23 protein-coding genes are annotated in these 24,554 nt (G+C 61.8%); 5 read left to right on the forward strand and 18 right to left on the reverse strand.

Annotation, left to right across the window (positions count from 1 at the left end):
- Positions 1–11 precede the first annotated feature (11 nt).
- The 5 genes from lpdA to AB4Y85_RS02375 all read right to left on the reverse strand — a co-directional run bounded on the left by lpdA (position 12) and on the right by AB4Y85_RS02375 (position 6,467).
- Positions 12–1,409 (reverse strand): dihydrolipoyl dehydrogenase, encoded by a 1,398-nt coding sequence (lpdA, locus tag AB4Y85_RS02355; protein WP_441983249.1) that lies wholly within the window; start codon positions 1,407–1,409, stop codon positions 12–14.
- A gap of 4 nt (positions 1,410–1,413) precedes the next feature.
- Entirely contained in the window at positions 1,414–2,721 is a 1,308-nt protein-coding gene (locus AB4Y85_RS02360) for a dihydrolipoamide acetyltransferase family protein (protein WP_441983250.1), read from the reverse strand.
- 1 nt (position 2,722) lies between these two features.
- Positions 2,723–3,736 (reverse strand): alpha-ketoacid dehydrogenase subunit beta, encoded by a 1,014-nt coding sequence (locus AB4Y85_RS02365; RefSeq protein WP_441983251.1) that lies wholly within the window; start codon positions 3,734–3,736, stop codon positions 2,723–2,725.
- A 2-nt stretch (positions 3,737–3,738) separates the two neighbouring features.
- Entirely contained in the window at positions 3,739–4,971 is a 1,233-nt protein-coding gene (locus AB4Y85_RS02370; RefSeq protein WP_441983252.1) for a 3-methyl-2-oxobutanoate dehydrogenase (2-methylpropanoyl-transferring) subunit alpha, read from the reverse strand.
- Positions 4,972–5,354: 383 nt separating this feature from the next.
- The gene (locus AB4Y85_RS02375) at positions 5,355–6,467 is read right to left on the reverse strand and encodes an adenylate/guanylate cyclase domain-containing protein (protein ID WP_441983692.1); all 1,113 of its coding nucleotides are present in this window, start codon (positions 6,465–6,467) and stop codon (positions 5,355–5,357) included.
- A gap of 239 nt (positions 6,468–6,706) precedes the next feature.
- Here AB4Y85_RS02375 and AB4Y85_RS02380 point away from each other — a divergent pair, with 239 nt between their 5' ends.
- Together AB4Y85_RS02380 and AB4Y85_RS02385 are read left to right on the forward strand one after the other, a co-directional pair.
- Positions 6,707–7,327 (forward strand): TIGR02466 family protein, encoded by a 621-nt coding sequence (locus tag AB4Y85_RS02380; protein ID WP_441983253.1) that lies wholly within the window; start codon positions 6,707–6,709, stop codon positions 7,325–7,327.
- 180 nt (positions 7,328–7,507) lie between these two features.
- Positions 7,508–8,596, forward strand: a complete 1,089-nt coding sequence (locus AB4Y85_RS02385) for a bifunctional transcriptional activator/DNA repair enzyme AdaA (RefSeq protein ID WP_441983693.1) — start codon at positions 7,508–7,510, stop codon at positions 8,594–8,596.
- A 269-nt stretch (positions 8,597–8,865) separates the two neighbouring features.
- Here AB4Y85_RS02385 and AB4Y85_RS02390 read toward each other — a convergent pair whose 3' ends face one another.
- Positions 8,866–10,038: an MFS transporter gene (locus AB4Y85_RS02390; RefSeq protein WP_441983694.1), complete on the reverse strand. Its 1,173-nt coding sequence runs from the start codon at positions 10,036–10,038 to the stop codon at positions 8,866–8,868.
- A 186-nt stretch (positions 10,039–10,224) separates the two neighbouring features.
- Positions 10,225–10,698, reverse strand: coding sequence for a YkgJ family cysteine cluster protein (locus tag AB4Y85_RS02395; protein WP_441983254.1), 474 nt, complete (start codon positions 10,696–10,698; stop codon positions 10,225–10,227).
- Between the two features lie 236 nt (positions 10,699–10,934).
- On the opposite strand from AB4Y85_RS02395, the gene AB4Y85_RS02400 reads away from it, so the two are divergent.
- The gene (locus AB4Y85_RS02400) at positions 10,935–12,110 is read left to right on the forward strand and encodes a CAP domain-containing protein (RefSeq protein ID WP_441983255.1); all 1,176 of its coding nucleotides are present in this window, start codon (positions 10,935–10,937) and stop codon (positions 12,108–12,110) included.
- Positions 12,111–12,172: 62 nt separating this feature from the next.
- On the opposite strand, the gene AB4Y85_RS02405 is transcribed toward AB4Y85_RS02400, so the two are convergent.
- From AB4Y85_RS02405 to AB4Y85_RS02435, 7 genes are all read right to left on the reverse strand, one after another.
- Positions 12,173–12,601, reverse strand: a complete 429-nt coding sequence (locus AB4Y85_RS02405; RefSeq protein ID WP_441983256.1) for a DUF1801 domain-containing protein — start codon at positions 12,599–12,601, stop codon at positions 12,173–12,175.
- Position 12,602: 1 nt separating this feature from the next.
- Positions 12,603–13,067: a DUF1801 domain-containing protein gene (locus tag AB4Y85_RS02410; RefSeq protein WP_441983257.1), complete on the reverse strand. Its 465-nt coding sequence runs from the start codon at positions 13,065–13,067 to the stop codon at positions 12,603–12,605.
- A 4-nt stretch (positions 13,068–13,071) separates the two neighbouring features.
- On the reverse strand, positions 13,072–13,794 hold the full coding sequence (locus tag AB4Y85_RS02415) for an LrgB family protein (protein ID WP_441983258.1): 723 nt from the start codon (positions 13,792–13,794) through the stop codon (positions 13,072–13,074).
- On the reverse strand, positions 13,787–14,188 hold the full coding sequence (locus tag AB4Y85_RS02420; RefSeq protein WP_441983259.1) for a CidA/LrgA family protein: 402 nt from the start codon (positions 14,186–14,188) through the stop codon (positions 13,787–13,789). Before AB4Y85_RS02420 ends, AB4Y85_RS02415 begins: the two co-directional genes overlap by 8 nt.
- A 52-nt stretch (positions 14,189–14,240) precedes the next feature.
- Positions 14,241–16,238, reverse strand: coding sequence for an RNA polymerase sigma factor RpoD (gene rpoD / locus AB4Y85_RS02425; RefSeq protein WP_441983260.1), 1,998 nt, complete (start codon positions 16,236–16,238; stop codon positions 14,241–14,243).
- Between the two features lie 180 nt (positions 16,239–16,418).
- Entirely contained in the window at positions 16,419–18,317 is a 1,899-nt protein-coding gene (gene dnaG, locus AB4Y85_RS02430) for a DNA primase (RefSeq protein WP_441983695.1), read from the reverse strand.
- Between the two features lie 116 nt (positions 18,318–18,433).
- Positions 18,434–19,018, reverse strand: coding sequence for a helix-turn-helix domain-containing protein (locus tag AB4Y85_RS02435; RefSeq protein WP_441983261.1), 585 nt, complete (start codon positions 19,016–19,018; stop codon positions 18,434–18,436).
- A gap of 194 nt (positions 19,019–19,212) precedes the next feature.
- Here AB4Y85_RS02435 and AB4Y85_RS02440 point away from each other — a divergent pair, with 194 nt between their 5' ends.
- Positions 19,213–19,707 carry a fasciclin domain-containing protein gene (locus AB4Y85_RS02440; RefSeq protein WP_441983262.1) on the forward strand — a complete coding sequence of 165 codons (495 nt, stop codon included), beginning with the start codon at positions 19,213–19,215 and terminating at the stop codon, positions 19,705–19,707.
- A 68-nt stretch (positions 19,708–19,775) separates the two neighbouring features.
- Here AB4Y85_RS02440 and AB4Y85_RS02445 read toward each other — a convergent pair whose 3' ends face one another.
- Both AB4Y85_RS02445 and AB4Y85_RS02450 read right to left on the reverse strand, forming a co-directional pair.
- A complete protein-coding gene (locus AB4Y85_RS02445; RefSeq protein WP_441983263.1) occupies positions 19,776–21,086 on the reverse strand; it encodes an ATP-binding protein in 1,311 nt (436 codons plus the stop codon).
- Entirely contained in the window at positions 21,083–21,739 is a 657-nt protein-coding gene (locus tag AB4Y85_RS02450; protein ID WP_441983264.1) for a response regulator, read from the reverse strand. The genes AB4Y85_RS02445 and AB4Y85_RS02450 overlap by 4 nt, the downstream gene beginning before the upstream one ends.
- Positions 21,740–21,911: 172 nt before the next feature.
- On the opposite strand from AB4Y85_RS02450, the gene AB4Y85_RS02455 reads away from it, so the two are divergent.
- Positions 21,912–22,190, forward strand: a complete 279-nt coding sequence (locus tag AB4Y85_RS02455) for a hypothetical protein (RefSeq protein WP_441983265.1) — start codon at positions 21,912–21,914, stop codon at positions 22,188–22,190.
- A gap of 171 nt (positions 22,191–22,361) precedes the next feature.
- Here the strand turns inward: AB4Y85_RS02455 and AB4Y85_RS02460 are convergent, their stop codons facing one another.
- Both AB4Y85_RS02460 and AB4Y85_RS02465 read right to left on the reverse strand, forming a co-directional pair.
- On the reverse strand, positions 22,362–22,580 hold the full coding sequence (locus tag AB4Y85_RS02460; protein WP_441983266.1) for a DUF4287 domain-containing protein: 219 nt from the start codon (positions 22,578–22,580) through the stop codon (positions 22,362–22,364).
- A 197-nt stretch (positions 22,581–22,777) separates the two neighbouring features.
- The gene (locus AB4Y85_RS02465; RefSeq protein ID WP_441983267.1) at positions 22,778–23,971 is read right to left on the reverse strand and encodes a M14 family metallopeptidase; all 1,194 of its coding nucleotides are present in this window, start codon (positions 23,969–23,971) and stop codon (positions 22,778–22,780) included.
- Positions 23,972–24,554: the final 583 nt, after the last annotated feature.

The raw sequence follows: 24,554 nt of genomic DNA on the forward strand, positions 1-24,554 counted from the left end.
TCCGCGTTCCCTCAGATGTGAATGGCGCGGCCCTGCGCATTCAGCACAGCCTCCTGAAGGGCCTCTCCCTGTGTCGGATGAGCATGGATCGTGCCTGCGATATCGTCGAGACAGGCACCCATCTCGATTGCCAACCCGAAAGCCGTGCTCAACTCCGAAATCCCCTGCCCCACCGCCTGGATGCCGAGAACCAATTCGTTGTCCGCACGTGCGACGACGCGCACGAAGCCGTCTTCCTCCAGCTTGGTCATGGCGCGGCCATTGGCCGAGAACGGGAAGCGCCCGACACGAACGTCGATACCGGATCGCTTGGCCTCGTCGGGCGACATCCCTACCGAGACGATTTCGGGATCGGTGAAACACACCGCCGGAATGGCCCGCTTGTCCCAGACGCGGTTATGTCCGGCGACGATCTCCGCCACCATCTCTCCCTGCATCATGGCGCGATGGGCAAGCATCGGCTCGCCGGTGACATCGCCGATGGCATAGATGCCGCGCATAGAGGTTTCGCAGCGGCTTCCGATGCGAATGAACGGCCCGTCCATGTCGAGCACGAGATTCTCGATGCCCCATCCTTGCGTCAGAGGCTTTCGCCCGACGGTAACGAGAATCTGTTCGGCCGCGAGTTGTCTCTGCTTTCCGTCCTCGCTTTCGACCAAGAGGGAGCCCTTCTCCTTCGCAAGGCCCAGCACCTTCGTTCCCGTCATGACCGTGACGCCGAGCCCCTGGAGCCTCTTGGCAACTGGCCGCGTCAGATCGGCATCGTATTGCGGGAGGATGCGCTGCTGCATCTCGACGACCGTCACATCGACACCGAGCTTGGCGAATGCCGTTCCGAGCTCCAGCCCGATATAGCCGCCGCCGACCACGGCGAGGCTTTTGGGAAGCGTCGTCGAACTGAGCGCATCGGTCGAGGAGATGACGGTTCCGCCGAAGGGGAGGTTCGGAAGCTCGACCGAGGTCGAGCCCGTTGCGATCACCACATTCTCCGCGCGGATGACCTGCATCCCCGTTTCCGTCTCGACTTCCACACTCTTTCCGTCGCGAAAACGAGCCCAGCCATCCACCACTTTGACGTGGGATTTTTTCAGGAGACCTGCGACGCCGTTGGTCAGCCGGCCGACGATACCGTCCTTCCACGCGATGGTCTGAGAGAGGTCGATTTCGGGCTGCGCGACGCGAATGCCGAGCGGGCTGTGGCCCGATCCCATATGCGTGATCTTGGCATATTCTTCTGCCGCGTGAATGAGCGCCTTGGAGGGGATGCAGCCGACGGTGAGACAGGTGCCGCCGAGCCTCGTCGCCTCCACGAGAACCGTGTCGATGCCGAGCTGTCCGGCGCGGATGGCGCAGACATAGCCGCCGGGTCCTCCACCGATCACGAGGAGCTTGCAGGAAATGTCCTTCATCGGCTCAAGCCTCCACGAAGATCATGGCAGGGGTCTCCAGGAGCGTCTTGATACGCTGGATGAAAACGGCGGCATCCCAGCCGTCGACGACACGATGGTCGAAGCTGGAGGAGAGGTTCATCACTTTACGAGGCACGAATGTCGATCCGTCCCACACGGGACGTACGACCATCTTGTTGACACCGATGATCGCGACCTCGGGATAATTGATCACCGGCGTCGTCACGATGCCGCCCATTGCGCCGAGCGAGGTAATGGTGATCGTCGATCCGGTGAGATCATCGCGCTTCGACGTGCCGTCCTTGGCTGCATCGGTGAGCCGTTTCAGCTCGATGGCGCATTCCCAAAGATCGAGCGCTTCCGTGTGGCGGACGACGGGAACGACGAGGCCGGAATCGGTCTGCGTCGCGATGCCGATATGCACGCCTTCATGCTGATGAATGATGCCGGCCTCGTCATCGTAGATCGAATTGAGGCGGGGCTGCTCGGCAATCGCCTTCACCATGGCGCGCATGAGGAAAGGCAGAAGTGTCAACTTCGGCCTGTCGGCGCGCTTGCTGGCATTCAGCTCCGAGCGGAGATCTTCCAGCGCGGTGACATCGACTTCTTCCACATAGGTGATGTGGGGAATCCGCGATTTCGAGATCGCCATCTTCTCGGCGATCTTGCGGCGCAGGCCCACGACCTTGATCTGCTCGACGGCGGTCTTCGCGACAAGTCCGGTCCCCCGGAATGTCTGGACCCCATGCGCCATGAAGGCATCGAGATCTTCATGCGTGATGCGCCCGGCGGGACCCGTGCCGGGAATCTGGCGCAGATCGAGACCGGCTTCGCGCGCACGATGGCGTACGGATGGCGGCGCAATCGGCTTGTCGCCCTCTCCACGCGCCATCGCTGGCCTCGGCACTCTCGGCGTATCGCTCGGACCCTCGCGCGGCGGGCGCGGCGTGGTCAGCCTCACAGGCATCGACGGCTTTTCCCGAACCGCCGGCTCAGCCGCCGCAGGAGAAGGCGCGGCCTTCTCGACTTCTTTCACCTCGGAAGGAGGCGAGGACGCAACAACATCTTCGCCTTCGATCTTCAACCGGATGAGAGGCGAGCCGATCGGGATCACGTCGCCGATATCCCCGCCGAGCCAGGTCACCTCGCCATGAACCGGAGAAGGAATTTCCACCGTGGCCTTGTCGGTCATGACCGCGGCGAGGATCGTGTCCTCGCGAACGAGATCGCCCACCTTCACATGCCACTCGACAAGCTCGGCCTCGGCAACGCCCTCCCCGACATCGGGCATCTTGATCACATGCTCGCTCATGTCAGGCCTCCATCGTCTCAAGGAGTGCGCGGCCAACGCGGGAGGGACCTGGGAAGTAATCCCATTCCTGCGCATGGGGATAAGGCGTGTCCCACCCGGTCACGCGCGCAATCGGAGCTTCGAGGTGATAGAAGCAGGCCTCCTGCACGAGAGCCGCCAATTCCGCGCCGAAGCCTGACGTGAGGGTCGCTTCATGAACGACGACGCATCGCCCGGTCTTCCTGACGGATGCGGCAATCGTTTCCAGATCGAGCGGCACGAGCGTCCGCAAATCGATGATCTCCGCATCGACATTCGTCTCCGCTGCTGCTGCCTGGGCCACATGAACCATCGTGCCATAGGCCAGCACGGTCACGGCCGATCCTTCCCGCACGATTGTCGCCTTGCCGAGCGGATGCGAGAAATAGCCGGAAGGGACTTCACCCAGTTCATGCTTCGACCACGGAATGACGGGACGATCATGATGGCCGTCGAAGGGACCATTGTAGAGGCGTTTCGGTTCGAGGAAGATCACCGGATCGGGGTCCTCCATCGCCGCGATCAGCAGGCCCTTGGCATCGTAGGGGTTCGACGGAACGACCGTCTTCAAGCCCGCCACATGCGTGAACAAAGCTTCGGGACTTTGGCTGTGCGTCTGCCCGCCGAAGATGCCGCCGCCGGTCGGCATGCGAATGACCAGTGGACAGGTGAACTCGCCGTTCGAGCGATAGCGCAGGCGCGCCGCCTCCGACACGATCTGGTCGTAGGCGGGATACATGTAATCCGCGAACTGAATCTCGACACAGGGGCGAAGGCCATAGGATGCCATGCCCACCGCCGCGCCGACGATTCCCGATTCACTGATCGGCGCATCGAAGCAGCGTGTCCTGCCGTATTTCTGCTGAAGTCCTGCCGTGCAGCGGAAGACGCCGCCGAAATAGCCGACATCCTCGCCGAACACGATCACCTTTTCGTCGCGCGCCATCATCACGTCCATGGCGTCGCGGATGGCCTCGATCATTGTCATGCGTGCCATAGTCAGACACCCGCCTGCTGGCGCTGACGACGCAGATGCGGCGGCATCTCCTCGTAGACGCCTTCGAACATATCGCGGGCGGAAGGCTTGCCGCCCGCATGAAGCGTGCCATGGCTCTCCGCCTCCTTCTGCGCAGCGATGACCGTATCGAGAATTTCCGCCTCCGCCTGCTTGTGCCGCTCCTCGGACCAGGCGCCGCGAACGATCAGGTGGTTCTTCAACCGCTCGATGGGATCACCGAGCGGCCATGCATCGGACTCGGTCTTGGGCCGGTAAGCGGAAGGATCGTCCGATGTCGAATGCGCACCGGCGCGATAGGTCACATATTCGATGAGCGTCGGCCCGAGATTGCGTCGGGCGCGCTCAGTGGCCCATGCGGCGACCGCGTGAACCGCGAGATAATCATTGCCGTCAACCCGCAGAGACGGAATGCCGAAGCCCAAGCCCCGCGCGGCGAAGGTGCCCGCCCCTCCTCGCGCAATTCCCTGGAAGGTGGAGATGGCCCATTGGTTGTTGACGATGTTGAGGATCACCGGCGCCTTGTAGGTGGAGGCGAAGACGAGCGCGGCATGAAAGTCCGATTCCGCCGTCGAGCCGTCGCCGATCCAGGCGGCTGCGATCTTGGTATCATTCTGGATCGCGGATGCCATCGCCCAACCCACGGCCTGGATGTATTGCGTGGCGAGATTGCCCGAGATCGTGAAGAACCCGTGCTCCTTGGATGAATACATCACCGGCAGCTGGCGGCCCTTCAAGGGATCGTGCGCGTTCGAATAGATCTGGCACATCATGTCGACCATGGAATAGCCGCCGGCGATGAGAAGCCCGGCCTGCCGATAGGTCGGAAAGTTCATGTCTCCCGGCGAAAGCGCCTTCCGGAACGCGGAGCTGATGGCCTCCTCGCCGAGATGCTGCATGTAGAATGAGGTCTTACCCTGCCTTTGCGCGATCAGCATGCGCGCATCGAAGGTGCGCAGCGTCATCATGTGCCGCATGCCCTCGATCAGTTGCTCATCGGTGAGCAGCCCCGCCCACGGCCCTACCGCTTCGCCCGCCCGATTGAGGACGCGGATGATGGAAAACGCGAGCTCGCGGATATCCTCCGGGTTCGCATCCACCTCGGGCCGCGGCACGGTTCCCGCCTTGGGGATTTTCACATTGGAGAAGTCGGGCGCGCCGCCCGGGCGGACAGCCGGTTCGGGGACGTGAAGGGACAAGGGTCGGACATCGTTCATGGCGATTGGATCTCCCGGAGAGGGAAATAGGCGCGCAAGCCACCTAGGCCATAGGCATTGCCGGTTTCAAAGCGGATGGATGCTTCCAGCCCGTGAAGCGCCGCGCGTGTTCCCTCCCCCTTGCGGGGAGGGTTAGGGTGGGGGTGGTGCGACCGGGTGAGTGCTTTGTGAGTCTGGCTCAGTGTCATCCCCGGCGAGCGTCAGCGAGGGAAGGGGATCCACGGTCAAGCGCAGCGCTATGGATTCCCTTCCCCTCCGCTGCGCTCCGGCCGGGAATGACACTGTAAGGCTGTTGTGCTCGCTGGACGAAGCGCATCGCTCCGACTTTGCGACCCCCACCCCCACCCCTCCCCGCAAGGGGGAGGGAAACATGCGCTGAATCTTTAAGGCCGGTAAACCTCGACAGGCTCCGTGAAACCCTGCACCTGATGCATGCCGAGCGTCGAGGGATTGCCCCAGAGATGTTCCACGAAGGGCTTCGACATGAGAAGCGGTTCGCTCAAGGTCTTGTTGAGATCCGCGATGCGGCTCGCCAGGTTCACGTCGCGCCCGATCACGGTGAAATCGAGCCGCTGGCCCGAACCCACATTGCCGTAGGCGGCATCGCCATGATGAAGGGCGATGCCCACCTCGATAGGCACGGGAAAACGGCCTTCGTTGTTGGCGGCCTCCACCCGGCGCAATGCCTTGGTCGCCGCGCTCAGTGCCGATTGCGCCGCGCCGCCGGTATCGTCGCCTTTGTCGCGGACAATGGCGAGCAAGCCGTCGCCCAGGTATTTCAGCACCTCGCCGCCCTCGTCCTCGATGGGCGGGACAAGGCAGTCGAAATAGTTGTTCAGGAGTTCGACCGCACTCTCGGGGCTGAGCGTCGATGAGATGCGCGTATATTCGCGCATGTCCGCGAACAGGATCGCGGAGCGGATCCGGGTGACCTGTCCGCGCTGGATGGTGCCGCCGAGGATCGCCCGGTGCGGATCGTCGCCCACATAAATGCGCAGCACCTCGTCAAGCCGGTTGCTCGTGGCGCGCAGCTCCGTCACGAGCGCGAAGGACGGCAGGATCAGGCGCAGGATCGTGAGGCTGCGGGAGTTGAACCCCTCGGCCGAGCGGGTCGCGAAAGAGATCGCGTTCTTGGCGCCGTTCGTGAAATTGATCGGAATGGTGAGGTAGTGGCGGTAACCCACTTCCTTGAGCTCCGGCACAATGGCGAAGAGCGAATCCGGCGTCTCGTCGAGATTGAGGAACAGCCACTCCCCAGTCCGGCTCACATGGGCGAAGGGGCTCTGCTGATAGACCGCCTCACGCCGGTCGCCGTGGGGCAGGTAGCGCACGATGGTGCCCTCCTCCCGGGTCCAGAACCGCCCGATGCCGGCATATTCCGAATGCAGCGCCTCGATGGCCGAGGCAGCCCGGTCGATGGGAAGCCCGAGATCGATCAGCTTGAGCAGGAACCCGGTGAGAACCTCGTTCGCATCCTCCATGCGTGAGGCGGTCATTTCCAGCCAGTCCCGCAGGGCGATGACGCGAGTGAGCGTCTCCGGCTCCAGGCTTCGGGCCAGGGACAACAGATCGCTCGGAAGCGCCGCGTAGGGTGAAGCTGACATCATAAGGCCAAGGTGTGTTCTCCCCCATCCTCCTTCAAGCCGTGAGGACGGGTCGGATTGGAGAAAAGTCTTATGCAATGAAAAGTGGCAAGGATTTTGACAGAAGGCCAGCCACATAATAGAGCCGAGGCATGGCAACCATCGATACCTTCTTCGTCACCAAGATCTACCGCGCCGAAATGACGGACGCCAAGGCCGAGCGACGCAATGCGGAGCTGGAAGCCGCCTGCCTGTCCATCGCCGAGGACGACGAGGCAGGCCAGCGCTGGTGCGACAAGAACGGCTATCCGGGCTACACCTCCTATGCCTCCCTGAACGACCTGCCCTGGCGGGTGCCGGTGTTCGGCGAGCTGCTGAAGGAACTCGACAAGCACGTGGCGGCCTTCGCCAAGGATCTCGAGTTCGATCTCCAGGGCCGCAAGCTGGTGCTCGACAGCCTGTGGATCAACATCCTGCCGCCGGGGGGCATCCACACCTCCCACCTCCACCCGCATTCGGTGATCAGCGGCACCTATTACGTGACCATTCCCGAAGGCGCGAGCGCCCTCAAGCTCGAGGACCCGCGCCTCGGCTTCATGATGGCCGCCCCGCCGCGCAAGCCGAAGGCCAAGCCTGAGAACCGCCAGTTCGCCTATATGAAGCCCGCCCCCGGCACCGTGCTGCTGTGGGAAAGCTGGCTGCGCCACGAGGTGCCCCTGAACGAGGCCGAGAGCGAGCGCATCAGCGTGAGCTTCAATTACGCCTGGCAGTAACTGTCACCTCCCGTCATCACCGGCCTTGTGCCGGTGATCCCGATGGTTTGAGGCGTGGCGCTTTTCGCATCGGGATGGCCGGGACAAGCCCGGCCATGACGGAAAAGGAAATGCACGCCTCCCAAAATCAACGCCTCGTTTCCGGCGGCAGGGCCTTGCGGGATGGGCTATAAAATGCCCATGACCCGTGATGACGACACCCTCTATGCAGCTCTCCTCGCCCGCGATCCTTCTTATGAAGGCTTCGCTTATGTGGGCGTGAAGACGACCGGCATTTTCTGCCGCCTCACCTGCCCCGCCCGCAAGCCCAAGCGCGATAACGTGGTTTTCTTCGGGAATTGCGAGGATCCACAAGGCGCAGGCTTCCGCCCTTGCCTGCGGTGCAAACCCTTGGGCCGGCAACGGCCGGTGAGCGGCGCACTGGAAACCTTGCGTGAAAAGATCAAGGCCGAGCCGGACCGGCGCTGGAGCGCCGAAGACCTGAAAAGCCTCGGCTACGACCCGTCCACCGTCCGCCGCGCCTTTCAGCGTGAATACGGCGTGACCTTCGCGCAATATGCCCGGTCGCAACGCCTAGGGGTGGCCGTCAACCGCTTGAAGGAGGGAGGCTCCGTGATGGATGCGCAGCTGGATGCCGGATACGAATCCGGAAGCGGCTTTCGCGACGCGATCACCAAGCTCGTCGGCGATGCCCCCGCGAAGGCCACGGGACGCGCGATCCTGACCGCGCAATGGCTCGACACGCCCATCGGCGCGATGCTTGCCATCGTGGACGATGTGGGTGTGCAACTTCTCGAATTCGTGGACCGCACGGCGCTCCCAACCGAGATCAACCGCCTGCGCAATCGCGTCGGTCCGATCTGCTTCGGCAATAGCCCTGTGCTCGAAGAGCTTGCTCGACAGGTTGCGCGCTACTTCTCTGGCCAGTTCACCGATTTCGACATTTCGGTGGTGCAGAGAGGCAGCGCCTTCGAGGCAAGCGTATGGACGGCACTGCGGCAGATCCCGATGGGCAGCACGCGCAGCTATGGCGAGATCGCCCGCTTCATCGAGCGGCCTGAGGCGCCGCGCGCCGTGGCGCGGGCGAACGGGGCCAATCAGGTGGCGATCATCGTGCCCTGCCACCGGGTGATCGGCGCCGACGGAGCCTTGACCGGCTATGGCGGAAAGATCTGGCGCAAGAAGTGGCTGCTGGAGCATGAACGGCGCATGGCCGATCAGATTGTCAAAGCTTCACAGCATTCAGCGCAGCCGACATTCGCGCTTTAGGATTTTCTCTGTCGCCAATACCACCCGCTCACGTCATCACCGGCCTTGTGCCGGTGATCCACGCCTTCACTTCCTACCCACCAACCTCATCCTGAGGAGCAGCAAAGCTGCGTCTCGAAGGATCGTCCAGCCATCTCTGGACACGCCCTCGTCCTTCGAGACGGATTGCTGACGCAATCCCCTCAGGATGAGGGCTATGGGGAAGGCGTGGATGGCCGGGACAAGGCCGGCCATGACGAGGTGGAAATGGGACAGTCGTGCTCGCTAGATCAGGCCCGCGCCCTTTCGATCCTCGGCAGGAAGTATGTCAGCAGGCCGATGGCGGGCAGGAACGACACGACCTTGTAGACCGTCTCGATGCTCGTCATGTCGGCGAGCTGCCCGAGCACTGCGGCACCGAGGCCGCCCATGCCGAAGGACAGGCCGAAGAACAGGCCCGCGATCATGCCCACGCGGCCCGGCACCAGCTCCGTCGCATAGACGAGGATGGCGGAGAAGGCGGAGGCGAGAACGAGACCGATGATGATGCTCAGCACCGAGGTCCAGAACAAGTTGGCATAGGGCAGCATCAGCGTGAACGGCAGCACGCCGAGGATCGATATCCAGATCACGTAGCGCCGCCCGATCCGGTCCCCGATGGGACCGCCGATGACGGTGCCCGCCGCCACCGCGCCGAGGAAGGCAAAGAGATAGAGCTGCGAGTCCTGCACCGACACCTGGAACTTCGCCATCAGGTAGAAGGTGAAGTAGCTCGTCATGCTCGCCATGTAGAAGTTCTTCGAGAAGACCAGCACCATCAGGATCGCGATGGAGATGGCGACGCGCTTCCTTGTCAGATTCGACACGGCAGCGGCGGCACGGGGCTTCGTCCTGAGGTCGACCAGCTTCGCGTTATACCAGCCGCCGACATTGAACAGGATGACCATGGCCAGCAGCGCGACCACGGAGAACCAGGCGATGCTGGTCTGACCGAATGGCACAACGATGAAGGCCGCGAGCAGAGGCCCGAGCGCCGAGCCCGCATTGCCGCCCACCTGGAACACCGATTGCGCGAGGCCATGCCGCCCGCCGGACGCCATGCGGGCGACGCGGGAGGATTCAGGATGGAAGACGGATGAGCCCATGCCGACGAGCGCAGCACCGAGGAGAAGCATGGGATAGGAATGGGCCTGCGAGAGCGTCAGCAATCCGATCAGGGTGAAGCCCATGCCGATGACGAGCGAATAAGGCTGCGGCTTCCTGTCGGTATAGATCCCGACAAGAGGCTGGAGCAGCGAGGCCGTACACTGGAAGGTGAGCGTGAGCAGGCCGATCTGGCCGAAGTCCAGGCGGTAATTCTCTTTGAGGATCGGATAGATCGCCGGAAGCAGGGACTGGATCAGGTCGTTCAGGAGATGGGAGATGCTGATCGCCGCGAGGATCGATACGGCCACTCCCTCCACCTTCGGCTGAACGGGAGCGGCGGTGAAAGCGGGCGATTTGGTATCCATTGCGGCGTTCTTCTGATCCAGGGGCAGAGCCTTAAGACAAAAGCCCCATGTTTGGCGTTTCTTAGCTGCCTATAATGCAGATTGCCTCATGAAGCGCCATGTTATCCTGCAAGGCAGGGTTGCCGCCCAAGCACACCCCTACTTCTTTTCCTCCCATTCATAGACCTCCTCGGGGCCATCGGCGTAGGGAGCGACCTCTTCCTCCACTTCGCGGAAGATGATCTTGACCTGGGGGATCACGTTCTCGTCGTTCTGCTGGATGCGCTCGAAGCGCAGCACGTCGTAATAGGCGCAGCGCGAGCGACCTGGATAGGAACGGCAGACCGAGGGACGTCCGTGATAGATCGTGCAGCCGCGGGTCTTCTGGTCAAGGAACATGCAGGTGCGCTCGAAGATCACGTCCTTGACGCGCTTGAGCACGCGCTCGCCTTCGAAATCGGTCGTGTAGCGACGCTTGGCCTCATCAATGGATACGCCGAAGAACTTGGCCAGCCGCGTGATGTCGCGTTTCGTCACCACCACGCGCTCATAAATCGAACAGCAGAAGGCCGGGCACTTGTTGCAATCGAAATAGACGCGGGGCTGGTCGTCCTTGATCACCCGTTCGGACATGAAGGCTCCTGTTGCGGACCAGGCCGGGAGAATGGTCGGACAAACATATCTATAGGAGTACGCCGCTCAATCCAGCGCCTTCCCTCACTCATTCACAAGCGTAACTTCAGTGGCTTCATGCTGCGTCCCTGCGCCGCGCCCCGGTCAAGCTTGCAACGCCCCCGGCGTCACAAGTTCCGCTCATTCGCCCTCTAGTTCCGGTTGCAAGAAAAATCACGGAACAAGGGGTCCTCTTCATGGCACAGGCAACGGCTTATGAGCAGCTCATGCTCGAACTGGTGAACGCAGCGCGCGCCAAAACCGGCGCACAGCCGCTCACCTTTAACGGCAACCTCAACGCCTCCGCCGATTCTCATAGCCAGTGGATGATCGACGTGGACGTCTTCTCCCATACGGGTGTGAACGGTTCCGCGCCGACGCAGCGCATGGAGAGCGCTGCTTATGCCTTCACCGGCTCGTGGGGCTCTGCCGAAAACATCGCCTGGGCCAGCACGCGCGTGCCGAACGGCTTTCAGGATGAGGTGCGATTGCTGCACACCAACCTCATGAACAGCCCGGGCCACAAGGCCAACATTCTCAACGGCGATTTCCGTGAGATTGGCATCGGCTTCAAGGTCGGTCCCTATCAGGGCTGGGAAGGCGCCTTCGCGACGCAGAACTTCGCGCTCTCCGGCGGCAAGGTGTTTCTCACCGGCGTCACGATGGACGATAAGGACGGCGACCGCGCCTACGATATCGGCGAAGCGCTAGGCGGCCTGACTGTCAGTGCGGTCAGCTCCACCGGCGCGCGCTTCACCACGAAGTCGGGAGGAGCGGGCGGCTACAGCCTCGCGCTCGATCCCGGCTCATACAAGGTGACCTTCTCCGGCGGCGGTTATGCCTCCGTCACCAAGGAGGTGACCATCGGCACCAAGAACGTGAAGCTCGATCTCATCGATCCGGCGAAGGCTGCGCCGGTGAAGGTCCTCGTGGGCGATGCGCTCGCCAATGTGCTCAACGGCACGGGCGGAGCGGACCGGATCCACGGAAAGGCCGGGCACGACAAGATCCATGGGAAGGGCGGCAACGACACTCTCATCGGTGATGCCGGCAATGACTGGCTTTACGGCGAGAGCGGCCGCGACACGCTCATCGGCGGCGCGGGCAACGATGTGCTTACCGGCGGCTCGCATGCGGACAGCTTCCGCTTCACCGGCAAGTGGGGCCGCGACAAAATTCGCGACTTCCAGGACGGTATCGACCGCATCGACCTGCGCGGCAACGGCCTGAGCTTCGACAAGCTGTCGATCGCCACGGGTAACGCCGACACGGACCGCATCGCCGACGACGTGATCATCAAGGCGAACGGACAATCGATTGCGCTGCTGAACGTAAAGGCCGCGCTCATCGGCGCTTCGGATTTTCTGTTCTAAGCTGCCGCGCTTCATCCCTCCCTCCTTCTGGCAGGGAGGGATGTATGAACCCGACCCTGGCGTCAGGAGCCGGAAGTTTTCCGCTTCGATGCATTCAACGCCACAGCCGCACGAATAAGCGCCTTCAGCGCCTCTTCATCGATCGTGTCGCCTTCGCGAAGATCGATGGCGCGTCTGGTGTTGCCCTCCAGGCTGGCGTTGAAGAGGCTGGATGGATCCTCCAGCGAAGCGCCCTTGGCGAAGGTCATCTTCACGACGGACTTGTAGGTCTCGCCCGTGCAGATGATACCGGCATGCTCCCACACGGGAACGCCTCGCCACTTCCATTCCTCGACCACGTCGGGAACGGCCTGCTTGATGAGAGCGCGGACACGGGCAAGCGCCTCGCCGCGCCAGTCGCCCAGCTCCTCGATCTTCGCATCGATCAGCTCAGACGGCGAAAGCTCGCCGATGACGCTCGAACCGGGCTTGTCTTTCTTCACGATTGCCATCTCACATTTTCTCTCCGGGCAATTGGCTGGCCTGTTTCACCCAATCGACGAACCGGGCTTCATCGAGCCGATCGTTCTCATGAATATCGAGATATCGCACCTCCTTCTGCTTGGACATGCCAGGAGGAACAGGTGTCAGCGATGTGCCGCGAAAGAAGACTATCTTTACGTATTTCGTGAAGCAATGGAAGCTGAGGAACCACCCCTCGCCTTCGACGCCGTAGAATGGCGAGTTCCATTTGACCGCCTTGCTTACTCCGGGAATTGCGTTCTCGATGAGCGCATCGATGCGGCGCCCAAGATCGCTTTTCCAACTGGGCATCGCGGCGATATAGGCCTGCACCGGCGCATCGCCGTAGCCCTTCGCTATCTGAGGATTTCCGCCCGAGAGAAGAACGGGTTGCGCGGAAGGCGCCGCAGTATTCGCCTTCTTCGCAGTCGTTCGTTTGTGTGCAGCGTCGGTCATTGTCTCAATCCAGCAGCCACGCCAGCACTAGCGGCAGAAGCAGCGCGGTGACGAGCGCGTTGAGGCCCATGGCGATGCCGGCGAATGTGCCGGCGAGCGAATTCACCTGAAATGCCCGCGCCGTGCCGATGCCGTGCGAGGCGAGCCCCACGGCGAATCCACGGGCGCGCCAATCCTTCATGCGCAATGCATTCATCAGCGGCGTCACCATGATGGAACCGACAACGCCCGTGAACATGATAAGGATCGCCGTCAATGCGGGGGCCCCGCCCAACGCCTCAGTGATGCCCATGCCCACCGGCGCGGTGACGGATTTCGGCGCGAGCGAGATGAGGAGGTTTTTCGGAATGCCGAAGAGCTGCGCGACCGCGACTGCCGATACGATGGCCGTGACCGAACCGACGACAAGCGCCACCATCATCGGCACGATGGCGCGCATCACGATGCGGCGGTTCTCATAGAGCGGGATAGCGAGCGCGACTGTCGCGGGTCCGAGCAGGAAATGGACGAATTTCGCGCCCTCGAAATAGACCGGATAGGGCGTGGCGGTCGCCCACAATACGAGCGCCACCGTCACCACGGACAGGAGCACCGGATTGAACAGGGGATTGCGGCTGAACGCTTGCGAGATCCGATCCGCGATCAAATAAGCGATCAGCGTCACCACGAGCCAGAGCAGCGGCGTCTGCGAGAGATAGACCCAGAGGGAAAAGGTCTGATCAGTCACGCCTCTCGCCCTCCTCCGCCGTTTCCATGGACGAGCCGCTGAGGCGCGACACGAGCACGAAGGTGACGACCGTCACGACGAGCGTGACGAAGGTGGACGCGATCACCGCTACGCCAAGCCCGACGCCGTAATCGGCCAGCACGTCGAGCCGCTGCACCACGCCGACGCTCGCGGGGATGAACAGAAGCGAGAGATGCGAAAGAAGCCCCTTCCCCGTCGAGTCCAGTGCCCTGCCGAATTCCGGCACCCAAATCCTGATGCGATCACGCATGCTCAAAAGCACGAGCAGGAGGATCATGCCGAGCACGGGACCGGGCACGAGCCAGCCGAACCCGCGGGCGATGACTTCGCCGAGGAGCTGGCAGAGAAGGATGATGGTGAGGCTGACGATCATGATGACGGAGGATACGAAAAAGGCGGGCTCGATGCCCGCCTTATGTTGTTGCTCAGTTATCCAGGAAGCTTCTGAGCTTCCGGCTCCGCGAGGGATGCTTCAGCTTGCGCAGGGCTTTCGCCTCGATCTGGCGGATACGCTCGCGGGTCACCGAGAATTGCTGGCCGACCTCTTCGAGAGTGTGGTCGGTGTTCATGCCGATGCCGAAGCGCATGCGCAGCACTCTTTCCTCGCGCGGGGTCAACGACGCGAGGACTCGCGTCGTTGTCTCACGAAGATTGCTCTGGATCGCCGCATCGATGGGCAGGATCGCGTTCTTGTCCTCGATGAAGTCGCCGAGGTGTGAATCCTCCTCGTCGCCGATGGGCGTTTCGAGGGAGATCGGCTCCTTGGCGATCTTCAGGACCTTGCGCACCTTTTCCAGCGGCATGGCGAGCTTCTCGGCCAGCTCTTCCGGGGTCGGCTCGCGGCCGATCTCGTGCAGCATCTGGCGCGAGGTGCGGACGATCTTGTTGATCGTCTCGATCATGTGCACCGGAATACGGATCGTGCGGGCCTGATCCGCGATGGAACGCGTGATCGCCTGCCTGATCCACCACGTGGCATAGGTCGAGAACTTGTAGCCGCGGCGGTACTCGAACTTATCGACCGCCTTCATGAGGCCGATATTGCCCTCCTGGATCAGGTCCAGGAACTGCAGGCCGCGGTTCGTGTACTTCTTGGCGATGGAGATCACGAGACGCAGGTTCGCCTCGATCATTTCCTTCTTCGCCTGCCGGGCCTCGCGCTCGCCCTTCTGCACCATCATGACGATGCGGCGGAACTCCTGGATCTCCAGGCCGGTCTCGCTCGCCAGATTGTGGATGTTCTCGCGCAGGTCGTGGATGCCGTCCTTCGCCTTGGCGACGAAGTCCTTCCAGCCCCTGCCGCCGAGCTTGGAGACGCGCAGAACCCATTTCGGGTCGAGTTCCCAGCCCTGGTAGTGCCTGAGGAATTCCTCACGCGCGACGCCGTGGCTTTCGGCAAGGCGCATCAGGCGGCCCTCATGCGAGATGAGGCGCTTGTTGATGTCGTAGAGCTGCTCGACCAGGGCTTCGATGCGGTTGTTGTTGAGCGAGAGCGACTTCACCGAGGCGACGATGTCAGACTTCAGCTCGCGGTACTTACGCTCCTGGGCCGGGGTCAGCTGCTTGTTCTGCATGCGCTGTTCCACATGCTCGACCTGCAGGCGGCGCAGCTTCTTGTAGTTGTCGGCGATGGAGTCGAAGGTCTCGAGAACGCGCGGCTTCAGCTCGGCTTCCATGGCCGAGAGCGACACGTTGTTCTCAAGGTCGTCGTCATCCAAATCGCCTTCCGGCGGGGTCACTCCCTCCTCGCCCTCAGTGGCGGCCTCTTCCTCGCCCTCTTCGCCAAGCGCGTCCACCTTGGGCGCGCCCTTGCCGTCAGGGCCGGCATAGGTGGCTTCGAGATCGATGATGTCGCGCAGCAGCACCCGGCCTTCGACGAGCTCGTCGCGCCAGATGATGATGGCCTGGAAGGTCAGCGGGCTCTCGCAGAGGCCCGCGATCATGGCCTCGCGGCCAGCCTCGATGCGCTTGGCGATCGCGATTTCGCCCTCACGCGACAGTAGCTCCACCGAGCCCATCTCGCGCAGGTACATGCGCACGGGGTCGTCCGTGCGGTCGGTCGGCTCCTTGGCCGTGGTCTCGCGCACAGTGACGGCGCGTGTCTGCGACGTCTCGACGAGATCGCCGCTCTCGGCTTCCTCTTCCTCGGCCTCGGGCTTCTCGCCCTCTTCCGCCTCTTCGGACTCGACGACGTTGATGCCCATCTCGGAGAGCTGGCCGAGCACGTCCTCGATCTGCTCGGAGGAGAACTCCTCCGGGGGCAGAACCTCGTTCAGCTCATCATAGGTGACATAGCCGCGCTTCTTCGCGAGCTTGATCATCCGTTTGACGGCGGCATCGCTCAGGTCCAGAAGCGGCCCGTCGGTCTGCTGCTCCGGAGCCGTCGTCTCGCCTTCGTCCCGTTCGGTTGCCTTCGTTGCCATGCTTCGTTCTACTCCGGCGCCCTGCCGGTCCCCTTAAGCTAGGCGCCCAATGCGCGACAGGGTGGCGAGACTCAATGAGCCTACCACCCGGAAATCAGTCCCAACCATAAAACAGCAAGTCGCTTGACTAACCGTTAACCATCTCACCCGCACCGCCTGCGCCATGCCGCGCTCTGACCTTTAGACATGGGCGCCCCCCATGGAACCGCCCTTATCCATATCGGCCTCGGCACCCTCGACGGAGGACAGCTGGTTTTGGACCTCTCGCAGCCAGGCGAGATTGGCCTCATTGTCCTCTTCGGCGAGCGCGCGCTCGGCAGCCCGAAGCTCGCTATGTAACGTGCGTGCACGACGATGCAAGGTGATGGCCTGCCGCAATGCGTCCTCAAGCCGCAAGGAATCGGCATGAGGATCGAGCATCCAGCGGTCTCCGGGACGGACCAGGGCGATCATCCGGTCGGCCGCATCAGCCAGTCCGGCCCGCTCAAGACGGGCCTGCATCACGGTCGTATCGGCCGACTCGCCGCTGGCTGCTCCGTCCAGCAGAAGACCTCTTATCATTTGGGCCGCACGCCCCTCAAGTTCAATATCTGCAAGGATTTCTGCCTGATTGTGAAGGAGCGCGGGGTGTACCAGGAAGGTGCCGAGGATCATCGCCTCGCGCGGGGATTCCGTCGAGCCGCCGGTAAAAAGCGCGTTGCGGGCAAGCAGCGGGGACACACTCAAACGAGAGCTCGGCGTGGTCGGGGAAGGCCCGCGAAAGTCCCGCTTTCCGCCCCTCTCCTGACGCTTGAAACGATTGGCACGGGAATCGGGATTCAGGGCCGAAATCCGACTTTCGACATCCTCCCGATAGTACTTTTTGAGTGTCTCATCGCGAATCAGTGCCAGTGATTCGCGCAAACGGCGTTCCAGGGCGGCCCGCCGCTCGGGGGTATCGAGCGGCCCCGCTTCCAGCTCCCGCGCCCAAAGCACGTCCACGAGAGGCTTGGCCGCGGCCAGCACCCGCTCGACCGCTGTCCTCCCGCCGTAACGAGCGAGATCGTCCGGATCCTGCCCCTGGGGCAGGAGGGCGAAGCGCAGGGATTTGCCCGACGTCAGGTTCGGCAGGGCCACATCGAGGGCGCGATAGGCTGCGCGCTGGCCCGCCTTGTCGCCGTCGAAGCACAGGATCGGATCCTCGGAGAGGCGCCAGAGCAGGGCCAGCTGGTCCGCCGTCAGCGCCGTGCCCAGCGGCGCGACCACGTTGGGAAAGCCCGCGACGGTGAGGGAGATCACGTCCACATAGCCTTCCACCGCGATCACCGTGCCCCGGTCATGGGCGGGCTGGCGGGCGTGGTGGTAATTGTAGAGAAGCCTGCCCTTATTGAAGAGCGGCGTATCCGGCGAGTTGAGATATTTCGCCGGCGCATCCGCGCTCATGGCGCGCCCGCCGAAGGCGATGACCCGTCCGCGTACGTCGCTGATCGGGAACATCACCCGGTCGCGGAAGCGGTCATAGGGCACCTTCACGTCCTCGCCGGAATAGAGAAGTCCCGCCTCCACCATCATGTCGATGGAGACACCCTTCTCGGCCAGGAAGTCGCGCAGGCCGAAGCGCTCGGGCGGCGCGTAGCCGATGCGGAAGCGCTTCTGCGTCTCGACGCTGAGCTGGCGTCCGGCGAGGTAATCGCGCGGCTTCATGCCGAAGCGGCCTTGGAGCGAGGCCTCGAAATACTGGGTTGCCAGCTCCATGGCGTCATAGAGGGTCTTGCGCTTGACCTCCTCCGCCCGGTCCTCCGGCGTGAGCTTGGGGAGCGGCACCCCCGCCTCCGCCGCCAGCCGCTCCACGGCCTCGGGGAAGGACAGCCCCTCCGTCTCCATGACGAAGGTGAAGATGTCGCCATGCTTGCCGGAGGAGAAGCAGTGATAGAACTGCTTCTGATCGTTCACGTAGAAGGACGGCGTCTTCTCCGCATTGAACGGCGACAGCCCCTTCCACTCCCGCCCCGCCTTCTTCAGGCGCACGCGCTTGCCCACCACTGCCGAAACCGGCAGCCGCGCGCGGATCTCCTCAAGGATTTGGGGCGGGTAGCGCAATGTGAGCGGAATCTCCAAACCTGCTCCATAAACTAGGGCAGTGGAGATGAGGTTAAAAACGCCAATGCCAAGCTATTCTTTGCCCATTATTCACAGGACCCGCGCCTGCTGCTCCCTCATGGCGCCGTCACGACGATGGCTGAGCAGGGAACAGCTTCCTCACACCTATAGCTATGAGGCACGTCGGAATCGAAATAGATCGCATCGCCCTCGTCGAGGATGAATTCGCTGCCGGCGATGCTGAAGGCGAGCTGTCCCTTGATGACGTAAATCAGTTCCGCGCCGTCGTGCTGGTGCGGCTGCGATTCCTTCGATGATGGCGGAAACTCCGCATAATAAGCGTGCAGCTTACGGTCGGTGACAGGGAAGTCGAGGCTTTCGAAAAAGTAGGACGGCATATCCTCTCGTGGCCTGTCCGGCAGGCGCAGCCGTTCCGCCTTGCGGACGACGGCAACCCGGGGCCGATCAGGCCGCTCGGCGAAGAAGTGCTCGAGCCCGACGCCGAAGACCATGGCGATACGCAGCAGAGTCGGCAGGGTCGGAATCAACTGTCCGCGCTCGATCTTGGACAACATGGCCGGCGACAGGCCTGTATGCTCCCCGAGTTGCACGAGGCCGAGCTTCTTTTGCTGCCGCAGCACTCGAATCTTGGTGCCGATTTCGTATTGCCCCAACCCGTCAGCCAGTGTCTCCGACAGCATTTCGCGCCTCCATTTTCACCTGAATGAATTTATGCTGCGATCTTTTTACTGTAAAGAAAATCAATGTTCATTTCACGATAATTTGAGTATTGAGAAACTCATTTCTCACCATAAGAAATATGCAGAGGCCAACAGAATGGTCTTCCCCGGTCGCGAGGGAGCGACCGAGCCACCCTGTGCAAGGAGCATGAACGATGAAATTCGAAATCAGGAATCTGGCGATCGCGACGGTTGCGGCTCTTGGAATCGTAGCCGGGGGCTCAAGCGCCCGCGCAGCCGATGTCGTCGATACGGCCGTCGCGGCCGGTCAGTTCAAGACGCTTGCGGCCGCGCTGACCGAAGCGGGTCTCGTCTCCACTCTCAAAGGCTCAGGTCCGTTCACGGTCTTCGCCCCCACGGATGCAGCCTTCGCCAAGCTGCCCGCCGGAACGGTCGAGAACCTTCTAAAGCCGGAGAACAAGGATAAGCTCACCGCCATCCTGACATACCATGTCGTCCCCGGACGGGTGATGGCAGCCGACGTCGTCAAGCTCCAGCAGGCAAAGACGGTGAACGGCAAGACGCTGAAGGTCAGCACGAAAGGCTCGGGTGTCATGATCAACGACGCCAATGTCACGAAGGCCGACATCGCAGCCTCGAACGGCGTCATCCACGTCGTCGATACCGTGATCCTGCCGCCGAATAACTGATCCTGCCGCCTGGGGCGCCAAGCAAGCGCTCCAGGCGCACATTTAGGAATTCATCGGCCCGCCGGTTCCTATGCAATGGGCAGCGTAACTCGAGCGACAAGGCCGGTCCGTCCCCGCCTGTTGGCGAGCGAAACCTGCGCCCCGATCCGGATGGCGAGAGCCTTGACGATCGAGAGCCCCAGCCCTGTTCCATCCTGCTCGCTGCTTCCGCGCACGAAGGGATCGAAGACTCGGGTAAGCAGATCCTCCGGAATCCCAGGTCCGGTATCGGCGATCTCGACCGTCACGTGTTTCGCATCCACTTGGAACGAAAGATCGATATGCCCGCCGCGCGGCGTGTAGCGGATCGCATTGTCGAGCAGGTTGGAAAACAGCATGACGAGATCATGTTTCTCTCCCCTGACCGGAACCGGTGCCATATCCACGGAGGAGAGTGTGATGCCCCTGCCCTGCGCCAGCGTCATCACGCCGGCGATGGCCTCCAGCAGAACCTCGTTGACCGGCACCGGCTGCGAGACTTCAGAGGATCGCATGCTTTCTGCGCGGGCAAGCGTCAGCAGCTGGCTCGTCAGTTCGGACATCCGATGGATTCCGAGTTCCATGTCTTTCAGGATGTCATCGACTTCGGCGCGATTCGAGACCTGACGAAGATTGCGAAGCTGAATCCTGAGCGAGGTCAGAGGCGTCCGCAGCTGATGCGCCGCGTTCGAGACGAATTGCCGTTGAACGGCCAGCATGGCCCTGACGCGCGAGAGGGCTTCGTTCATGGCCCCGACGAGAGGAGCGATCTCGCCCGGCAGGTTGGGTGAGGAAAGCTGCACCGTCGAATCGGGCCGGCGCTCCAGAAGCTGATGAGTGAAATGATCGACCGGACTCAAGATGCGACCGACGACCCATCGCACCAGGAGCCAGGAAATCGGGATGAGCAGAAAGGTGGTGACGAGAGCGGGCAAGGCAGCCTTCACGGCAAGCTCTCGCCTCACTTGCGCCTGCTGCGAAACCTGCACCGTTCCATCGTCGAGAACCCAAGTATAGCTGCGCCATCGTCCCTCCGGCGTGGCGAAATTCGCGAAACCTGTCCTCTGCTGGCGCGGCAGATCGAACCCGGGCGGAAACGACTTGAGCAATTGGCCCTCCCCGTCCCAGGCCTGCACCACGATCATATCGGTCGCGTCGAGCGGAGGTGCCGGCATCTGGGCCAGGTCATCGACCGACCCCACCACGTCGAGCGCGATTCCCCGCATCTGATCGTCCAGGAAATTATCGGGATCTTGCTGCGCGACGATATAGGCCCCGACGCCGCCCATCAGGCCGAACGAGATCAGGAGAATCGTGAACCATATCGTGAGCTGCCTGCGGAGGGAGTTGCCGTGTTTCATTTGGCGACCATCCATCCCACACCGCGAACATTGCGGATGATGTCGTTGTCGAACTTGCGCCGGATATAATGGATCAGAACATCGACCGCGTTGCTCTCCACCTCGTCGCCCCAGCCATAGAGCGCATCCTCCAATTGCTTGCGCGACAGGATGGCGCCGGGGCGTGCGAGAAGTGCCTGCATGAGCGCGAATTCCCGCGCCGGCAGAAGCTGGGTGGCGCCTTTGTACGTCGCGTGGTGACCTGCGAGATCGAGCACGATTTCCGATGATTGGACCAGCGATGTCGGATGCCCGTCGTGACGGCGCACGACGGCCCTGATCCGGGCGGAGAGTTCATCGAAATCGAAGGGTTTCACCATGAAATCATCAGCCCCGAGATCAAGGCCCGCGACCCGGATATCGATCTCGTCATGGGCGGTGACGATCACGACCGGTGTCGTGTCCTTGCGTCGGCGCATATCCTTGAGCACGTCGAGACCGGCTTTGTCCGGGAGGCCCAGATCGAGCAGCACGATGGAATAGAGCGTCGCGCGGAGCGCCTCCAGCGCATCGCCGCCGGTATGCGCCCAATCGATCGCGATCCCGGTTCCTTCGAAAGCCCTGGTCAGGCTGCGTCCGATCAGAAGATCGTCTTCCACGAGGAGAACCCGCATATCGGCTGCCCATGCTGCGACCTGAGTTCACCGCCATCGCGGCCAAGATTCAACGATGCATTTTGCCGCTCGCAGCAAAGCGCATTCGATACGCCCTCATTCTCTCCTAATTCGCCGGGGGTAGCATCAACGACAGGTACAGACGAGTACCTTCATTCGATGGAGAGATTCGATGAAAAAGTTCCTGATCGCCGCATCCGCCGTGGCCTGCCTCATGGCGGCACCCTTGGCTGCGCAAGCCGCAACAGCATCGCAGCCCTCATCCTCGTACACGGCGCCCCATGCTCAGAAGCACGCGACGGTACGCCATCATACGTCCAAGCATGCGTCCAAAAGCCAGGCCAATCGCCGCGAAGCTTCGATGAAGCATCACAAGGCCAATTGCCCTCCCGGCTCGCAGAGCGCAGCATGCCAGCCGTCCACGACGGGTTCAACCAAGAAGATGGATTGAATCGAGCGCCCTAGATCGGGCTCGTAGCGTCGGAGCTGTTCGCTCCATCCAGTCATCTCAAGCGTTACTACAGCGTATTCCCCTCTCCCGAACGGGAGAGGGGAATGAGTGAAAGGCCGATTTGCCCATTTTCACTCAGCGGTATTCGGCATCGATGCAGGAATGGCGTCGTCAGGCCTTTTCGTTTCGGGACCGGTGATAAGCCACGAGAGCATTGGCATGGCCGTGCCCCATCTCGTGTTCCGACTTGAGGGCAGCAACCATTTCCATGTGCTTCTTGTCCTCCATCGCATCGAGAAGATTCATCCAATGGCTGATGGGATGGCCATAGTTCTTCTCGATGGACGGGAAATAGGAAGCGGGACCTTTGACTTTGTTGTCTTGAGACATTCGCGCGGCCTCTCGGCGGTTACTGACCATGAATATGTAGCAGGGTTTTAAGGGCGAGAGTGCAGGGAGTTCTCCGCAAGCCCATTCAGTAAAAATGCCTCCCGCAAGTGCAGCGCAAGGCAAAAAAATTTCCTTTCGGTCCCGACAGGGGTGATGAGGTCACTCGGAAAAGAAGATGATGTGCTCGCGCGGGTGAGCTATTCGGGATAAACCTCGGCGCTCTCCGGCGTCGCCTTGTTGAAAAGGATGAATACCAAGGGGTTTCCTGGTTCTGACATTGCATCGCTGCGCTGCCCCGTTATCTCTCCGGCCACGCCGCTTGTATACTCCGCAACCACTTCGCCGAAACTATTGCGCTGGATGGCCACCTTCTGTCCGGCCACGACCTTGTCGTTGAGCTTGACCAGATGCTCGACGACCCCGCCCGCAGTGGCGAGGATCGGGAACGCACTGTTGCCGACAAAAACATTCACGTCCTTTCCCGTACGTCCCATTGGCCCGGCAAGGATGCCATGATGCTTAAGGACGTTCATTGTGCCTTCCACGAACAGGGAAATCATTGTGGGGTCGAGGACGCGCGCAGCTCCGATCTCCGGAGTGAAGGACGGGATGCCCACGTCCATAAACGCGTTATGCAGAACACCGGGATACACATGATTGTCGAAGATTTGGCCAACAGGGTAAAGCTCCACCATTGCCTTGACCTCGGGCACATCCATGCCGGCGATATTGAATGCCGTGACTTCAAATCCAGTTGTCCCAGTATGAAAGTCAATTGCAACGTCGGCGTTCGGCCGGAAGAGTCGGTTGAATAGGAGCCAGGCGTGTCGGCTGGGCGCGGTAGCGCCGTTCTCGTTCCCCGGCCACTCCCGATTCATATCGATCAGATCCATGCCCCTGCCCGAATTGGGCCATCTGCGCTGCATGCTTTCCATGGCAGGGCGGGACACGTCCGTCACCGCCATCACCGTGCCCGACATCTTCGCCGGTTCGAGCTGGTTCATCACGGTCTGGACCGTATGCACAGAACTCATTTCGTCGCCATGCACACCACTGACCAAGACGGCACGCTTGCCCGGCTTTGCTCCCTTTGCGACCGTCACAGACACATACCAGTGCTGGCCGGTCGGCATCTCAACACCCTGGAAATACAAGAGGTGCTTCTGCCCGGGTTCCAGGTCGTTAACGTCGAGCGCACTGACGACTTTCTTCCCGTCGATCACATCGCCGGTATAGGCCGTTCCCTGGGGCACTGCCGGAAGCGTGTTTGCAGACGAGGGCATCGTGCCCTGAGGGTTGGCAGCACTCGCCTTGGTGGCGAGGGCGGCCGAGGCGATGGCTGAGATCATGAAGTCCCGTCGATCAACGCTGTTACCTGAGTCTTCAGACATGGTGAGGGCCCTTCCAAGATGCCGAGGCAGCAAAGTCGAAACAGACACGCACCTGTTTTATCACAACCACGAGTTTTGCGGGTTTATTATCCGTTGGTCCCGGCTGCATCTCCTGCTTGGCAAGTAACGGGATCCGCTGAGCGGGAGGTTATGGAATGTTGAGCCGAATGGGAGAACGGATCCAAGAATTTCCAAGATGGGTCAAAAGCAGGAAAAGGACTGTAGGTCCAAGCTAGAGGGTGCCGAATGAAACGCATGTTCTCTTTTTGTTCTTGACAATCATCCTAAGCTTCGCTATAACCTGACCCGTCCTGACCCGACGAGGGGCGCGCTCGCGAGGCGTCGCATGTGTGGGGTCGGGGGCGGTCCTGCTGTGGGCTTCGCAAGCCTGCCGTCGGGAGGCCCTCCGCTGAAAGACGCGGTGTACGCCTAAAAGAACCGTGCGCGAGATGCAGCCTTGCTCTCACACACAACCATCATCGAGCCGGGCTGCCTATCGCGCCACCCTCGATCAGCTTTCAGGCTTCGGGCTGCTTCAGCCCGGAGCCCGCAAGCGCATGCCGTTTCCAAGGCAAGTCATTTT

It is taken from the genome of Microvirga sp. 2YAF29, from assembly GCF_052114605.1.
GTDB lineage: Bacteria > Pseudomonadota > Alphaproteobacteria > Rhizobiales > Beijerinckiaceae > Microvirga.

What these genes read in the sequence shown, in the direction of transcription:
- lpdA (WP_441983249.1), bottom strand. Translation starts at nt 1,409, where the DNA reads ATGAAGGACATTTCCTGCAAGCTCCTCGTGATCGGTGGAGGACCCGGC.
- AB4Y85_RS02360 (WP_441983250.1), bottom strand. Translation starts at nt 2,721, where the DNA reads ATGAGCGAGCATGTGATCAAGATGCCCGATGTCGGGGAGGGCGTTGCC.
- AB4Y85_RS02365 (WP_441983251.1), bottom strand. Translation starts at nt 3,736, where the DNA reads ATGGCACGCATGACAATGATCGAGGCCATCCGCGACGCCATGGACGTG.
- AB4Y85_RS02370 (WP_441983252.1), bottom strand. Translation starts at nt 4,971, where the DNA reads ATGAACGATGTCCGACCCTTGTCCCTTCACGTCCCCGAACCGGCTGTC.
- AB4Y85_RS02375 (WP_441983692.1), bottom strand. Translation starts at nt 6,467, where the DNA reads ATGACCGCCTCACGCATGGAGGATGCGAACGAGGTTCTCACCGGGTTC.
- AB4Y85_RS02380 (WP_441983253.1), top strand. Translation starts at nt 6,707, where the DNA reads ATGGCAACCATCGATACCTTCTTCGTCACCAAGATCTACCGCGCCGAA.
- AB4Y85_RS02385 (WP_441983693.1), top strand. Translation starts at nt 7,508, where the DNA reads ATGACCCGTGATGACGACACCCTCTATGCAGCTCTCCTCGCCCGCGAT.
- AB4Y85_RS02395 (WP_441983254.1), bottom strand. Translation starts at nt 10,698, where the DNA reads ATGTCCGAACGGGTGATCAAGGACGACCAGCCCCGCGTCTATTTCGAT.
- AB4Y85_RS02400 (WP_441983255.1), top strand. Translation starts at nt 10,935, where the DNA reads ATGGCACAGGCAACGGCTTATGAGCAGCTCATGCTCGAACTGGTGAAC.
- AB4Y85_RS02405 (WP_441983256.1), bottom strand. Translation starts at nt 12,601, where the DNA reads ATGGCAATCGTGAAGAAAGACAAGCCCGGTTCGAGCGTCATCGGCGAG.
- AB4Y85_RS02410 (WP_441983257.1), bottom strand. Translation starts at nt 13,067, where the DNA reads ATGACCGACGCTGCACACAAACGAACGACTGCGAAGAAGGCGAATACT.
- AB4Y85_RS02420 (WP_441983259.1), bottom strand. Translation starts at nt 14,188, where the DNA reads ATGATCGTCAGCCTCACCATCATCCTTCTCTGCCAGCTCCTCGGCGAA.
- rpoD (WP_441983260.1), bottom strand. Translation starts at nt 16,238, where the DNA reads ATGGCAACGAAGGCAACCGAACGGGACGAAGGCGAGACGACGGCTCCG.
- AB4Y85_RS02435 (WP_441983261.1), bottom strand. Translation starts at nt 19,018, where the DNA reads ATGCTGTCGGAGACACTGGCTGACGGGTTGGGGCAATACGAAATCGGC.
- AB4Y85_RS02440 (WP_441983262.1), top strand. Translation starts at nt 19,213, where the DNA reads ATGAAATTCGAAATCAGGAATCTGGCGATCGCGACGGTTGCGGCTCTT.
- AB4Y85_RS02445 (WP_441983263.1), bottom strand. Translation starts at nt 21,086, where the DNA reads ATGAAACACGGCAACTCCCTCCGCAGGCAGCTCACGATATGGTTCACG.
- AB4Y85_RS02450 (WP_441983264.1), bottom strand. Translation starts at nt 21,739, where the DNA reads ATGCGGGTTCTCCTCGTGGAAGACGATCTTCTGATCGGACGCAGCCTG.
- AB4Y85_RS02455 (WP_441983265.1), top strand. Translation starts at nt 21,912, where the DNA reads ATGAAAAAGTTCCTGATCGCCGCATCCGCCGTGGCCTGCCTCATGGCG.
- AB4Y85_RS02460 (WP_441983266.1), bottom strand. Translation starts at nt 22,580, where the DNA reads ATGTCTCAAGACAACAAAGTCAAAGGTCCCGCTTCCTATTTCCCGTCC.
- AB4Y85_RS02465 (WP_441983267.1), bottom strand. Translation starts at nt 23,971, where the DNA reads ATGTCTGAAGACTCAGGTAACAGCGTTGATCGACGGGACTTCATGATC.